At 54.6% G+C, this 14,228-nt stretch carries 17 protein-coding genes; 11 read left to right on the forward strand and 6 right to left on the reverse strand.

The window, feature by feature from the left end; all coding sequences use genetic code 11:
• Positions 1-311: 311 nt before the first annotated feature.
• Complete coding sequence (gene rho, locus R3F64_RS11220) at positions 312-1,268, forward strand: transcription termination factor Rho (protein WP_332611485.1); 957 nt, start codon at positions 312-314, stop codon at positions 1,266-1,268.
• 52 nt (positions 1,269-1,320) lie between these two features.
• Here the strand turns inward: rho and R3F64_RS11225 are convergent, their stop codons facing one another.
• Both R3F64_RS11225 and soxR read right to left on the reverse strand, forming a co-directional pair.
• Complete coding sequence (locus tag R3F64_RS11225) at positions 1,321-2,517, reverse strand: DEAD/DEAH box helicase (protein WP_332611486.1); 1,197 nt, start codon at positions 2,515-2,517, stop codon at positions 1,321-1,323.
• A 204-nt stretch (positions 2,518-2,721) separates the two neighbouring features.
• A complete protein-coding gene (gene soxR / locus R3F64_RS11230; protein WP_066319114.1) occupies positions 2,722-3,186 on the reverse strand; it encodes a redox-sensitive transcriptional activator SoxR in 465 nt (154 codons plus the stop codon).
• A 103-nt stretch (positions 3,187-3,289) separates the two neighbouring features.
• Between soxR and R3F64_RS11235 the strand changes: the two genes are divergently transcribed.
• Entirely contained in the window at positions 3,290-3,715 is a 426-nt protein-coding gene (locus R3F64_RS11235) for a VOC family protein (protein WP_332611489.1), read from the forward strand.
• Positions 3,716-3,790: 75 nt separating this feature from the next.
• Positions 3,791-4,186, forward strand: coding sequence for a GFA family protein (locus R3F64_RS11240; protein WP_332611490.1), 396 nt, complete (start codon positions 3,791-3,793; stop codon positions 4,184-4,186).
• Between the two features lie 101 nt (positions 4,187-4,287).
• Here R3F64_RS11240 and R3F64_RS11245 read toward each other — a convergent pair whose 3' ends face one another.
• Positions 4,288-4,902: a tetratricopeptide repeat protein gene (locus tag R3F64_RS11245; RefSeq protein WP_332611492.1), complete on the reverse strand. Its 615-nt coding sequence runs from the start codon at positions 4,900-4,902 to the stop codon at positions 4,288-4,290.
• A 1-nt stretch (position 4,903) separates the two neighbouring features.
• Positions 4,904-5,731, reverse strand: a complete 828-nt coding sequence (locus R3F64_RS11250) for a PAAR domain-containing protein (RefSeq protein WP_332611494.1) — start codon at positions 5,729-5,731, stop codon at positions 4,904-4,906.
• 118 nt (positions 5,732-5,849) lie between these two features.
• Here R3F64_RS11250 and R3F64_RS11255 point away from each other — a divergent pair, with 118 nt between their 5' ends.
• The 6 genes from R3F64_RS11255 (at position 5,850) to R3F64_RS11280 (ending at position 10,937) form a co-directional block, all read left to right on the forward strand.
• Positions 5,850-6,293: a tetratricopeptide repeat protein gene (locus R3F64_RS11255; protein WP_268902203.1), complete on the forward strand. Its 444-nt coding sequence runs from the start codon at positions 5,850-5,852 to the stop codon at positions 6,291-6,293.
• Positions 6,283-6,768, forward strand: a complete 486-nt coding sequence (locus tag R3F64_RS11260) for a DUF1456 family protein (RefSeq protein ID WP_268902202.1) — start codon at positions 6,283-6,285, stop codon at positions 6,766-6,768. The genes R3F64_RS11255 and R3F64_RS11260 overlap by 11 nt, the downstream gene beginning before the upstream one ends.
• Before the next feature lie 121 nt (positions 6,769-6,889).
• Complete coding sequence (locus R3F64_RS11265) at positions 6,890-7,819, forward strand: alpha/beta hydrolase (protein WP_332611495.1); 930 nt, start codon at positions 6,890-6,892, stop codon at positions 7,817-7,819.
• 152 nt (positions 7,820-7,971) lie between these two features.
• Positions 7,972-8,388, forward strand: coding sequence for a DUF4019 domain-containing protein (locus R3F64_RS11270; RefSeq protein WP_085919239.1), 417 nt, complete (start codon positions 7,972-7,974; stop codon positions 8,386-8,388).
• Between the two features lie 315 nt (positions 8,389-8,703).
• Positions 8,704-10,089 (forward strand): NfeD family protein, encoded by a 1,386-nt coding sequence (locus tag R3F64_RS11275; RefSeq protein WP_332611498.1) that lies wholly within the window; start codon positions 8,704-8,706, stop codon positions 10,087-10,089.
• Positions 10,090-10,148: 59 nt separating this feature from the next.
• Positions 10,149-10,937: a slipin family protein gene (locus tag R3F64_RS11280; protein ID WP_332611500.1), complete on the forward strand. Its 789-nt coding sequence runs from the start codon at positions 10,149-10,151 to the stop codon at positions 10,935-10,937.
• A 15-nt stretch (positions 10,938-10,952) separates the two neighbouring features.
• Here R3F64_RS11280 and R3F64_RS11285 read toward each other — a convergent pair whose 3' ends face one another.
• A complete protein-coding gene (locus R3F64_RS11285) occupies positions 10,953-11,777 on the reverse strand; it encodes a DUF1206 domain-containing protein (RefSeq protein ID WP_332611502.1) in 825 nt (274 codons plus the stop codon).
• A gap of 171 nt (positions 11,778-11,948) precedes the next feature.
• On the opposite strand from R3F64_RS11285, the gene R3F64_RS11290 reads away from it, so the two are divergent.
• Complete coding sequence (locus R3F64_RS11290; RefSeq protein ID WP_332611504.1) at positions 11,949-12,779, forward strand: AraC family transcriptional regulator; 831 nt, start codon at positions 11,949-11,951, stop codon at positions 12,777-12,779.
• On the opposite strand, the gene R3F64_RS11295 is transcribed toward R3F64_RS11290, so the two are convergent.
• Positions 12,768-13,370: a LysE family translocator gene (locus tag R3F64_RS11295; RefSeq protein WP_176243683.1), complete on the reverse strand. Its 603-nt coding sequence runs from the start codon at positions 13,368-13,370 to the stop codon at positions 12,768-12,770. The genes R3F64_RS11290 and R3F64_RS11295 overlap by 12 nt on opposite strands.
• A gap of 150 nt (positions 13,371-13,520) precedes the next feature.
• Here R3F64_RS11295 and R3F64_RS11300 point away from each other — a divergent pair, with 150 nt between their 5' ends.
• A complete protein-coding gene (locus tag R3F64_RS11300) occupies positions 13,521-14,225 on the forward strand; it encodes an aspartate/glutamate racemase family protein (RefSeq protein WP_332611509.1) in 705 nt (234 codons plus the stop codon).
• Positions 14,226-14,228 lie beyond the last annotated feature (3 nt).

Here is a 14,228-nt window from a genome sequence, read left to right on the forward strand (position 1 = left end):
CCCAGCTTGGGGCGTTGAGACTGTAGAAAAATCCACTAACACCTAACTTTGGTAGTATCGAGGAAAAAGACGAGGAGTGGTCAGCATGCCGCGCTTCAAGGCTTATAACTACGATCAGAACGCCATGGCGGTGATCAACTACCAAGATTAGCTCTACCCAGGCACCTTTGAACACTCTGTAAATTACCTGTTTGAGTACATCTCGCCCCGCCAGTTCTTCATCCCAAGCACTGCAACGGTGCGACAGTTCTGCTGGCCTATAATGCAGTCATTCTATAAATCCAGGTTCCTCAAGGCGATCAACCAATATTATGACCAGAAAAACACTAGGCTTGAAAACAAAAAGGCAGGTAGACACCCAGCCCGCCGACGAAGTCGAAGATCAATTCCCTAATGATCCCGAAAAACGTTTTTTAAATGGCGTTGCTATTCATCCTTCCCCACGCATTGATTTAGAGTCTGGTTCTCAGCAGCGCACTGTGCGGGCGATGGATTTGATTACGCCTATTGGTATGGGGCAACGTGGGTTGATTGTGGCGCCGCCAGGCTCTGGCAAAACGACGATGTTAAAACATATCTGTCAGGCCGTGGCCGAGGCTCATCCTGACATAAAGCTGTATGCCTTGCTGATTGATGAGCGCCCTGAAGAAGTGACCGACTTTAAGCGCAGTGTGACGGCAGAGGTACATGCCTCGTCGTCAGACGAAACCTACACACACCATGTGCGTATGGCCGATAAGCTCCTTGAGACGGCGCGTAAACAAGCAGGCGAGGGTCATAATGTGATGATTGTGATCGATTCTCTTACGAGACTCTCGCGAGTTCATAATGCCGAGCAGCGGGGCAATGGTCGTACGATGTCGGGTGGGCTGGATAGCCGAGCGATGGAAATACCGCGAAAACTGTTTGGCGCTGCGAGAAAGATCGAAAACGGCGGATCGCTCACCATTCTGGCCACCGTGCTGGTGGAGACGGGAAGCCGTATGGATCAGGTGATTTTCGAGGAGTTCAAGGGCACGGGCAATATGGAGCTGGTGTTATCCCGCGACGTGGCCAACCAACGGATCTTCCCGGCGATAGATATTGCCAAAAGCGGTACCCGGCGAGAAGAGCTTTTGATTGATGAAAGAGATATTGAGAAAGTACGCACACTGCGCAGAGCGCTAACGCCTCTTAAGCCAATAGAAGGCGCGCAGAAGCTGCTTGCGCTGTTGGAGAAATACCCCACGAATGCCGAGCTGTTGGATGCTTTCTCGCCCGCTGAGTAGAGGTGAAGCTCACCCTTGTATTCGTTCAAGAGGCGAGCTTCTTTGTTAAGGCTTAACGACTGCTTTTTTTGACATGGTCCAGGTTAGAAGCGGGTACGGCTTTTTTAACCGGAAAGCCCTCAACTTCTTTGCGCTCAATCGTGTTTTTCAGCCGCTTTTCAATCGCACACAGATTTTTAAAGTCGCTGATGTCGACCAGCGAGATGGCTTCACCGGAGGCACCTGCACGGCCGGTGCGGCCAATGCGGTGGATGTACTCTTCTGGTTGGAAGGGTAAATCGTAATTCACCACACGGCTCAGTTCACCAATATCCAACCCTCGAGCGGCCACCCCGGTGGCGACCAGGTACTTCAGTTCGCCCGCTTTGAACTGATCCAGCACCTTCTCACGCATGGCCTGGCTTCTGCCGCCATGAATGGAATCTGCTTGAATACCGCGTTTTTCCAGTTGGGCGACCAGCTTGGCCGCACTGTGTTTTTTCTCGACAAAAATAAGCGCCTGATCCCACGCTTGTTCGTTGATCAAATGGCTCAATAGGGCGGACTTGGTGTCTTTGTCTACTGTGATCAGCCACTGTTTGATCGTGGCGGCGGCGCGGACATTGGGCGTAATCGAGATGTCAGCCGCCAGGTTGGTCATCTTGCTATCTGAAAACGCATTGGCGATGGCGCGAACGTCATTGGTCATGGTGGCCGTGAACAACAGATTCTGACGGTTTTCAGGCAGGCGCACGATGATTTTGTGAATATCATCGACAAAACCCATGTCGACCATTCTGTCTGCTTCGTCCAATACCATGGCTTCAAGTTCATCAAAGTGCAGCGCACGCTGATGCGCCAAATCGAGCAGTCTGCCCGGTGTGGCGACCAGAATATCCACGCCTTCGATTAAGCGCTCCTTTTGCGGCGCGGTATCCACGCCGCCATACGCGGCCATTGAGGTTAAGGTCGTGTGCTTAGCGTATTGCGCCACACTGGCTTCGACCTGAACCGCTAATTCACGGGTCGGCACGAGAATCAGCGCACGTATGCGTTTGCCGCGCAAGGTTTCCGCGTTACTGAAGCGTTCCAGCAGAGGCAGCACAAAAGCAGCGGTTTTGCCTGTGCCGGTTTGTGCGGTGGCGATCAAGTCGTTACCCGACAGAATGGCAGGAATGGCTTGTTCCTGGATGGGCGTTGGCGTTTTGTAACCGAGCTCGGTAATCGCTTGAACAAGAGGACTGGATAATCCTAGTTTTGCAAATGGCATAAGGCGCTCTGACAGATAGTCGTGAGGGGTGTCGAAAATAAAAAGTGGTGCAGTATAGCGCGAGAGCTGCCGTTCGTTTCTCGAATTATCCAATCAGCGTCATAGTGTTGCGACCTAACTCCCTGCTTACGGCGTTAGAGGCCATCTTTGGTGTCACATTCTGACATTAATCAGCACAAGGCCGACTTATGCACGTTGACCGGTCTATCGATCCACCCGAGCCCGCTGCTCAGCCTGATCCAGTAATACCGGGCCGCTACCCGATTCGGCCAGTATGTCGTCTGGGTTATAGAGCGGGCACCGGGTCATGCTCAGGCAGCCACAGCCGATGCAGCCCGCCAGGTTATCGCGCAGCTTCTGTAGGTAGGCAATCCGACCATCAAGCATCTGCTGCCAGTTTTTTGAGAGCTGCTGCCAGTCTTCAACCGTCGGTGTGCGGTTATTGGGTAAAGATTCAAAGGCCTGCTTTATCTCTTCCAGGCTGACACCGACTTTCTGCGCGGCTTTGATCACCGAAATCCGCCTTAGCACTTCTGGTTTATAGCGGCGCTGATTGCCCGCATTGCGCCAGCTATGAATTAGCCCCTGCTGCTCGTAAAAGTGCAGGGTACTGACGTTAATCCCGCAACGCTTGGCGACCTTGCCAACACTCCAGACAGTTTCTGCCATGACTATCCCCTAAATTTTTTTGCCATTTTTCCGCAAAAATCGCTTTACCTCAAGTTAAGTTGAGGTTTTATCCTGCCATCTCACTTAACGCAAGGAGAATCTCATGTACTTGGAACACGTTAATCTGGTGGTTGCTGATATGGATGCCATGCTGAAATTTTACCGCGCCGTCTTCCCGCACTGGCGGGTCCGCGATGAGGGTCATGGCGAGTGGTATGGCAAGCCACGCAAATGGATCCACTTTGGAGACGATGATCACTACCTGGCGCTAAGCGATCATGGGGAAGGGGAGAACCGTGATCTAAAAGGCCACAGCGTTGGGCTGGCCCATTTTGCCTATGTGACCGATAACCTCGATGCCGTTGTTACTCGATTAAACGAAGCCGGTTATGACGTTGCCAAACCCGGCGCCCCAGAGCCGTTTCGCAAGAATGTCTATTTTGTCGATCCGGCGGGTTTTGAAGTAGAGTTTGTCGAATACCTCAGTGACATCCCGGCCGAGCGGAATTTAAACCGCGATGTTCAGTAGGGACACTTTTGGCCGCTGCCTTTGCTGGACATGCACTGGTAGCGGCTTTCATGCCGCTACAAATGTGAGAGGGCAATGCTCAAACAAGTCGGCGGTGTAGAAATTCAGCCTACGCATAGGGCGATGTGCCACTGCGGCATGGTAGTGCTTGAGCTCGATCTGCCTGATGGCCTTGTCGACCCCAAAAGGTGTAATTGCTCGATGTGCAGGCGCAAAGGCGCGGTGATGGCCTATGTGCCATTGGGTGGTCTTCGTGTTATCAATGGCGCTGAGCAGTTAAGGCTTTATCAGTTCAATTCGGGAGTCGCAAAACACTACTTCTGTTCAAACTGTGGCATCTACACGCACCACCAAACGCGCTCGAATCCCGATATATACGGATTCAATGTCGGGTGTTTGGAAGGTGTTAACCCGCATGACTTACCTGATCTTCCCGTTAGTGACGGTATCAATCATGAAGCTGATTTGTAGGTTAATTCAGTCGGCAAAAAAGCAGGCGGGTCATTCAACCAATGGGTGTAGCGCTAATTAAGTGGGGCTTACGCTGCCCAAGAGTTTAGTAGAGCTGACACTCATTTATGCCGCATCAATACTTGGTCCACATAGCTTCCATCCCGGAGGCTTTCGATTGTCGTTTCGGCCATTTCAGCTTCCATCTCGCCCTTACTCCTTGCCTGCTCAAGATATGCCTCGACCAGTCTTGGTGCGTCTTGAGTATCAGCCAGTATGGCCGCGCCTACCCAATTGGCGGGAATTTTACCATCAGAATTATGTCGCTCGGCGTAACGTTCTTCGACAGATGAGTAGCACGCCTTGCCTCTATCATTACCTTTCACTTCTTCTATCAGAATGCAGCGAAAAAGTGGGAGTGAATCATTGCTCGGCGCAATGTCGTAAGCGCTTTCCACATCGCTTAGGGCGCGTTCGTAGTTTTGTTGGTATACGGCAATCTGAGCTCTATTGATCAACGCTGCATGGTTGTTGGGGTCTGCATTTAGTGATTGCTCGATCAGTTCCTTCGCTCTGTCCAGTCTTTCGCTATTTTCTTCCGCTATGCCGAAGGTAACTTCTTCGTTGGCTTGCCTTTGGAGATCGATAGACTCGTCATCAATGCTATTGCCCGAGCTTTCCTGGCAAGCTGACATTAAAAGGAAAATTGGCAGAATAAGGAGTAATTTTTTAATCATGTCATTTTGCCACTACTTGGATAGAAATCATCTTGCTAGTGCTTGGCGGCATTGGCGTCACTGAACCTGAGCTTGTCTGGTAAATGAAAGTGCCCTGGAAGTGAAGCGAAAGCGTTGTGTCAGGTTGTGGTTCAGGTAATCGGATGGTGGCGTGGCCTACCGGCGTATACTGGGGGTCGTCTGGCCAGGCATTGATACCACTATTCTCAAGAACTACTGCCTGAATAAGTTGGTTGCCATCCTTGAGTTCAGCACGCATATTAAGCACGGCGGAGCCTGACCCTGGCGATAGTGCAGAAGGAGCCCAGCCCAGCGAAGAAATATGGAGGGCATTTCCTCTAATAACGATATTGTTCCGAAATGAATAGCCGCCATTCATGCCCACGCCCTCCACGAGTAGATAGGCGGGTTGATTCATGGTGACTTCGGCTGTTTCGGCGACAAATTCGTATATAGATTCTTCGTTGTTTTCGGTAGGAGAAAGCTCAGATGAGGGGATGCCCTCCTGGTTTGGTGCATCATCAGCGGCTGCGCTTGCTTGATGGGTGGGTGTCTGTATGCCTCCTGTGGTGGGTGAGCCAGTTATCGCAGAAGAAGCTGCCACGATATAGCCACCACATGAGGTCGCACTACCATGAATGGCAGTTGGAGAGCCCTCCACCGAATACCAACTGGCACCTGATGAAATGACTGCGCCACAAGAGCTCTTGTCTCCTATCCTGGCAACCGGTATGCCATCGACCATAGTGGCGGATGCGCCGGAGACAATGTTGTGTGGGCTTCCTTTACACTGACATATGACTCTGTCGCCTACCTTGGCAAGATCCATCGAACGTTCCTTATATATAGTGCATCATGGAAGATTAGCACTCATATGATCGGTCATGCTACTGATCGGGGGGGAGCTGAAACTCTATTAATCCGGGTAATAGAAAAGGTAATGCACAGTGATTAACACCAAAATTTACAAGGCGGTTTACGAACTGGCGGAAAAGCTGATGAAGGCTGCCGCCAAGGATGACAGAGAAACATTTGATGCGCTGTATGCCGAGTTGCAGGCAATCTGCATCGATAACGAGAACACCGATAAAGACCACCCGGAACAATGGGAAACCCTGGCGGATTTTACCGAAGAGCTGGAAGACGCGCTTGCGGGATACGAAAAAGCTCTGGAAAAAGCCAACGCCATTGATTCCAACGACCATCGGGCTTCCATTGGTTTTTCCATGGCGATGTTGCAAGCTGAGGCAGGCCAGACCGACGCGGCTATCGCCAGTTTACGACAGGCAGAAATCAGCGCGCAGGGCATTGAAGATGACGAGCTGAAAGCCGACATCGATGAACTGCTTGAGAAACTAACTACCGGCCAGGAACCCCATTTTGACCAATAACGATATTTTTCGCCGCATCCGCTACACCTTCGATTTAAAAGACAGCACCATTGTGGATATCTTCGCGCTGGCAGAAGTGCCCGTTACCCAGCCGCAGGTGACGGCCTGGCTGAAAAAGGATGACGACGATGCCTTTGTCACGATGAGGAACAAGGAGCTGGCGGCGTTCTTGAACGGGTTTATCAGCTTCAAGCGTGGCAAGCGCGAAGGCCCGCAACCCGAGCCAGAAGCGCAACTGAACAATAATATGGTGTTCCAGAAACTGCGCATTGCGCTGAACATGAAAGCGGATGATGTGCTGGACGTTTTTGAGTTGGTCGGACTGCCGTTGAGCCACCATGAACTCAGCGCCTTTTTCCGCAAGCCAAGCCACAAGAATTACCGTGAATGCAAGGACCAGATGCTGCGCAATTTCCTGCTCGGCATTCAGCGCCAGTTACGGCCAGCCCAGGAAGGCTCAGGCTCAAACGCCTGAAGGGCAGGTGGCGCGGAGAGCCAGCCCAGGCACTGGGCTTTGTTCCACTTCGTCACGATAGCTTGTGCTTTCAGGCCTATCCTTGCGGGAGGACTTGTGGGAGGAATAAGTGAGACAACGCATGATGATTGCCGTTATGGGGGCGTTGCTGGCGATGTCGACAGGTGCAAACGCGAACAGCCTTGATTTTGAAGCGCTGGCCTCTTCACAAGCATCACGCCCGCTGCCCGCGCTGCAAACGTATGAAGCGCGGGACGGAACATCGCTCGCGTACCGCCATTATCCAAGTGATGCCCGTACTGCGCTGATCCTCGTGCATGGCTCTGGAACCGACAGCAGGTACCTGGCGACGCTCGCCCATGAATTAGCCGCTTCAGGTGCTGTCAGTGTCTACACGCCGGATGTGCGCGGGCATGGTCCTTCGCCGGTGCGCCGTGGCGATATCGACTACATTGAGCAGCTTGAAGATGACCTGGCGGACCTCATTGCCCATATCAAAGAGACCAACACCGATGTCTCAAGGGTGGTCGTTGGCGGTCATTCATCCGGGGGCGGGCTCGCGGTACGCTTTGCCGGAGGGCAGCATGGTCACCTTGCCTCGGCGTATCTGCTGCTGGCGCCTTACCTTGGGCACGATGCGCCCACTGTGCGGGATAATTCCGGTGGTTGGGCCGAGCCAAGTGTCGCCAGGATTGTGGCGATCTCGATGCTCAGCGCGATTGGCATCACGCATTTCAACGGGGCGGATGTATTGCGGTTCAACTTGCCACCTGAATACCGTGATGGCTCAGAGACGCTCGCCTATTCATTTCGGCTGATGAGCGGTTTTAGTCCAGCTGATTTTCGTCAGGCGCTGGGCTCAGTGCAGGTGCCCGTTCTGGTGGTCACCGGTGCTGAGGACGAGGCGTTGTATGCGGCTCAATTTGAGCCCGTGCTGCGTCCGCTTGTGCCGCATGCGGACATCACCACGGTGGAAGGCGCATCGCACCTGGGACTAGTGGTCAGTGAAGAGGGTATCGCGACGGTTCGCCAGTGGCTTCAGGGATTATAGTGGGCAACAACAAGTGCGGGCGCTGCCCATAGATATTGGCGGATCTTTCAAACCCCCTAAAGAAACCTCGCCAGTTTCCGATATCTCTTTATATCGGACGAACGTTATCGAACCAATTTGTTCGACCGTCCTCAATGTATCGAGAATCAGCCATGCCCAAAAAACTCAGTTGCATCATCACGGCGGCACTGCTGTCTTTCAGTGCGCATGCCATGGCCCATACTGCCAATGAGGCGGAGGCCGCTGCGCTTGCCTGGTTGAACGCGATTGATAACGGTGACTACGAGCAAGCCTGGGAGACCTCATCGCCTATACTAAAAGCGCCGCTGTCACAGGGAATGCTGGCCCGCACCATTGAGCTTGTGCGCCGGGACTTTGGCGAAGTGGCCTCGCGCAAGCGCGTTCGTACCAGCCACCAGACGTCCATGCCGGGTGCGCCGAGCGGCGACTATATCGTCTTCACCTTCCAAACCGGCTTCGAGAACAGCGGACGTCGGCTCGAAACCGTTACCCCCCACCTTGAAAACGGCACCTGGCGGGTGAGCAGCTATTACGTGGAAACGCCATGATTTGCCCGCTACCAGCGCTGCATGCCTGGCGCATCAGCTTGCCCAGGTTTATTTCCCGATAGGGATAAAAATGCTAGGTTGGCACTAAATCGAGTCAATTTTTCCCGGTAAGGAAGTAAACGCTCCGCACCATCACCAATCCCGCCACAACTGCTATGTTGAAAGTACACCAACGCGGCAATATTACTTGTTCAGTAAATATACAGGGTGTAGCTTCTGTATATGTTGATTCCGATAGTGGATGTGCTGACATAACGGCTGCTTAACCAGGTAGCCAGGTAATGTTTCAGGACGCGAGGCGCGGGGAGAGTTGATATGCGAAGCCTTTCTCACAAATCCCCTTGGCTGTGGTTATCGCTGGCAGGCGTGCTGATGCTAGCGCTGTCGTTTGCCTGGCAGGCCACGGCACAGACTTCTTCGCGTAGCGCCCTGGTGATGAGCATTGAAGGGCCCATTGGCCCCGCCACCAAAGATTATCTTGAGCGCGGGCTGCGCAAGGCCCGTGAGCAGAACAGCGAGGTGATTGTCGTTGAGCTGGATACGCCGGGGGGCCTGGTCGACACGACCCGCGACATGATCCGTGAAATGCTGAATGCCGACATTCCTGTGGCGATGTATGTCTCCCCCAGCGGCGCGCGGGCGGCCAGTGCGGGCACTTACCTGCTGTATGGCAGCCACGTTGCTGCCATGGCTCCAGCGACCCATCTGGGGTCTGCCACGCCGGTGCAGATGGGCGGTTCCGGCTTTCCCGGCAGCGCTGATGAAGCGGATGACAACGCCGAAGGCCAACCGGAAGGCGAGAGTGAAGGCGCCTCTGGAGGCGAGAGCAGCGCCATGGAACGCAAGGTCATGGAAGACGCAGTGAGCTTTATCCGCAGCCTGGCCGAGCGTCACGACCGGAACGCTGATTGGGCCGAAGCGGCGGTGCGCGAGGCGGTCAACCTCACTGCCAATGAGGCACTGGAGCAGAACGTCATCGACGTGATTGCGCGGGACCTGAATGATCTGCTTTCGCAAATAGACGGCATGTCGGTGGTCATGGAGCGGGGTGACCGGACGCTGGAGACAGCCGACCTTGCCGTTGAGCGCTTTGACCCTGATTGGCGCACAGAGCTGCTTTCGCTGATTACGAACCCTAATATTGCTTACTTCCTGCTGATCATCGGCTTTTACGGGCTGATCTTCGAGCTTTCGAGCCCCGGCAGCCTGTTCCCTGGCACCATCGGGGTTATTTCGCTGCTGTTGGCGCTCTTTGCCTTTCAGATGCTGCCGATCAATTACGCGGGCCTGGCGCTGATCATCGTCGGTCTGGCGCTGATGGTGGGCGAAGCGTTAATGCCCAGTTTCGGCGTGCTGGGGGTCGGCGGTATTGTGGCCTTTGTGCTGGGGTCGGTCATGCTGATGGATGCCGAGTACCTGGCCATTTCGTTGCCGCTGATTGGCGGCGTGGCGCTGGTATCCGGCGGGCTGATGCTCTGGACCTTGACGCGTTTTGCAACGCTGCGCCGACGCCCGGCCCACACAGGCGTGGAGCAGTTGATTGGCGCAAGCGCCATTGCCCTGGAAGATTTTGAGACTCGCGGCCATGTGCAACTGCACGGCGAGCGCTGGAACGCGGTGAGTAACGTGCCAATCAAGCAAGGAGACGAGGTGAAAGTGGAGCGCCTTGACGGCTTGACGGTTTACGTATCACCCCCGTAACGCCTGGCTGATCCTGCGTTACTCATCAATCACTGATCAATCGCTAGACGAGGTGTCCCATGTTGCTATCGTATTTAGTGCCTGTCGTGCTGGTGGTGCTGCTGATCGCCGCCTCCATTCGCATTTTGCCGGAATATAAACGGGGTGTGGTGTTCTTCCTGGGCCGTTTCCAGACAGTGAAGGGGCCGGGTCTGGTCATCGTGATCCCCGCCATTCAAAAGATGCAGGTGGTCGATCTGCGCGTTATCACCATGGACGTGCCCGAGCAGGACGTCATCTCTCAGGACAACGTGACGGTAAAGGTCAACGCCGTGCTTTACTTTCGCGTGATCGACCCGGAAAAGGCGATTATTCAGGTCGAGAACTTCTCTCAGGCCACCAGCCAGCTTGCTCAGACCACGCTGCGTTCGGTGCTGGGTAAGCATGACCTTGATGAAATGCTTTCCGAACGCGATAAGCTCAACGACGACATCCAGGAAATCATCGACGCTCAGACCGACGCCTGGGGTATCAAGGTGGCAAACGTTGAGATCAAGCACGTGGATCTTGATGAGAGCATGATCCGCGCCATTGCCCGTCAGGCCGAGGCAGAACGCGAGCGGCGCGCCAAGGTGATTCATGCCGAGGGCGAGCTGCAGGCTTCGAGGAAGCTGGTCGAGGCCGCCAACGTGATGCAGGAAAACTCCGCCGCGTTGCAGCTACGCTACCTGCAGACCATGAGCGACATGAGCAACAAGAACGCCTCGACGATCGTCTTCCCGCTACCCATGGACATCATGGAGGCCTTCAAGGACATGAAAGCCAAGCATATGCCGCCTGCATCGAGTACGCCAAAAGACGACGCTTAAACGTCCCAGCTGGTGCTATAGAGAAGGGTCGACGCGGCGGTAAACGGCGGCAAGTACGCTATAGCACCCAAACGCTAGCAGGCCGGTGGCGACAAACCCAAAAAGCCATTGCCCGAAGGCCTGGCGCCGCAAGGTGTTAAACGCTTCAGCCGTGCCGCCTGCGGCGTTGGGGTCGAACTGGTAAGCGGCGATCATGAATAAACTACCCACGATCACAAAGACGAGCCCGCGGACCACCAAGCCGAAACGGCATATCGGGTAGGCCCAGGCTTGGGTGCGCGAAGGCATGGCGAAGTGCTTGTCAAATTTTGCCTTGTAGCCTTTGACGGCGTGGGCGATACCCGCACCGATGATGGCGATGCCGACAGCAGCCACCAACCAGCGGCCAAAGGGTTGCTGAATCAGCCAACTGACCATGCCTTCCGAGCCACCGCTTGAGCCACTGGAGGAACCGGACGAGAGAAAACGGAAGACAAGGCTGGCGGCAAAAAATGCCAGCAAGGTGTGGGTAATCGCACTGACAAACAAGCCTGCGCGAATCACCAGCCCTTTGGCACTGGTGCCGTGACGGTCGGGGTCCTTGAAAACTTGTATACAGCGCCACATGGCGTATCCAAGCAGCCCTACGGCGATAATGCCCAGCATCACCTTACCAAACGGCGCACCCAGCACGGCTTCCAGCGCGCCGCGACTGCCTTCCGCCTGGCCGCCCTGATCTATGGCGGTGAGCGCCGCCAATCCCCCCACCAACAGGTAAACCACGCCGCGTGCGGCATAGCCCATGCGGGCGAAGGCGCTGATGGCGTCGCGGTGGTCGGGCGTGGGCGTAGAGCTTGCCATGGTGTCCTCCTGACCAATAAGGCTGTTGCCAATTATCCATAAGCAACTTGAATGAGCGGCATCTATACTGTGTCTGCACTTTGTGATTGTCCAGCGTAGGCGCATCAGACCTTGGTGACCAGTTGAGCGGGGAGGCCTACCTATTTACTTTTTTCATTGTTTGAGTAGCGCATGAATCCATCGTCTTCTCCAGTTTTCTGGCGCGATCAGCGTATGCCCCATGTGGAACTGCGTAAAATCAGCGATGCGCGGCAAGTTTGCTATGCGCCTCACAGTCACGTGCACTGGTCGCTGGGCGCCGTTACGGAAGGCAGAAGTACCTTTAGTTACCGCGATACGACGTATCAGATTAACGCGGGTGACCTGGTGATGATGAACCCGCATTGGGTACATGCCTGTAACCCCATCGAGGATCAGCCCTGGGCGTACCTGATGCTCTACGTCGATACTGCGTGGCTGAGTAACTTGCGCTATCAGTTGGGGCTGCTTGAAGCGCCTAATTGGCAAGATATTGCCACCGCTGTGCTTACCCAGCCTGCGCTTTTTGCAGCGTATTGCGATATGACGTCCTGCCTGCTGGATGAGCGGCAAGCGATTGACGATAAGCAAGCAGTACTAACTGAATACCTGTCTAGACTTATGCAGGTGCTTGCCCAAGCGCCTCCAGCGGCATTGCCGGAAGCGCCCAGCACGCTAGAGCAGGTTGCCGCCTATTTACGAAGTCATTGCACCGCCGACATTTCGCTTGAAAGCTTATGCCAGCAGTCTGGCTACAGTGCGGGTCATCTAATCCGCGCGTTCAAACAGCAGTACGGGCTAACGCCCCATGCCTACTTGATTAATCAACGCATCCAGATCGGGCAAGAGGCACTAAAGCAAGGGCAACCGATTGTCGAGGCGGCGCTGAACGCTGGCTTTAATGACCAACCCCACTTTCAGCGGACCTTTAAGCGGCTGGTGGCAGCAACACCCAACCAGTACCGCTCTCCGCTAATCGATTAATAAGTAGATAGCGCTGGCGGCTAAACATCCTGCCAACAAGCGGTTAGCCGATAACAGAATGATAGGGCGGTGAACATAGCGTTTGAGGAAAGCGCCTGCGTATACCCAACTGGCAAGCGATAGCCAACAAATGGGCAGATAGAGCCCCGCGAATAGCCAAAGTTGGTAGGGGTCGTTACCGCTGGTATAGGCACCAATGCCAGCGGCAGATGCCAGCCATGCCTTGGGATTAAGCCACTGCATCATCGCGCCGGACATGAATCCTGGCGCTTTCTCGGCACCTTGCTCATGCAAGCGTCCATCGTGCTGGAAAAGTTGATAGCTGAGGTAAAGCAAAAACAGGATGCCCGCCCAGCGTAAAATATCCTCCAGCAGCGGCACCACTTGCAGCAGCGAGTAAAGCCCTGCACCAATCCCTAAAAACAGGGCGATGAAACCTAGTGTGGCACCCGTTACAAAGACAAGGCCCTGGCGAATGGGGTGGTTCGTGCCGCTACTCAAGCAAACGATATTGACCGGCCCTGGCGAAATGGACGCGGCAAGGGCAAATGCGGACATGGGTAGCAGCAAGGGCAGTAGTGAAGCGTTCATTATCGTCCTCCTTGGTAGTACAAGGAGTTTGCAGTGGCGTATGGCGAGTATATTGAACAAAATTGATCTGCAAATAGCTTTTTAGCTATTGTTAAGTATCTTTAAAGCTGGCAAGGGCGCTTTAAATTTATCGAAGGGAGGCAAAGGGTTATGAAAACCATCGGCTTGCTGGGGGGCATGAGCTGGGAGTCCACGCAGACCTATTACCGTATGCTCAATCAAGGCGTGGCGGAGAAGCTGGGGGGCTTTCACTCGGCGAAAATAGTGCTCTATAGCGTGGATTTTGCCGAGATCGAAACGCTTCAACGCCAGGGCGACTGGGAGGCGATGGCGGACATCCTGGCGAATGCGGCTTGCTCGCTGGCGGCAGCGGGGGCGGATTTTCTGGTGATCGGCACGAATACCATGCATAAAGTAGCTGCCGAGGTGGAGGCCGCATCAGGCCTGCCCCTTTTGCATATTGCCGAGGCAACCGCCGATATTCTGGCCCAGCAGGGGGTAGACCGCGTTGGCTTGCTGGGTACCCAGTTCACCATGGAGCAGCCTTTTTACCGGCAGCGACTGGAGGCGCGGGGGATCGAAGTTATCGTGCCTGAGCCCGAGCAGCGTGAGGTCATTCATCGCGTGATTTACCAGGAACTCTGCCGGGGGACGATTAACCCCGCCTCGAAAGAGGCTTATCTGGACGTGGTGGCGACGCTTTCAGCGCGGGGCGCGCAAGGCGTGATTCTAGGCTGCACCGAGATTGGTTTGCTGATTAACCAGAGCGATACCCCGGTTGCGCTTTTTGACACCACCGAGATTCACGCCCAGCGTGCGGTGGCCTGGGCACTGGGTGATGGGGTGGCCTCCTGAACG

The sequence above is a fragment of the Halomonas sp. 5021 genome (genome assembly GCF_036663435.1).
Lineage (GTDB): Bacteria > Pseudomonadota > Gammaproteobacteria > Pseudomonadales > Halomonadaceae > Vreelandella > Vreelandella janggokensis.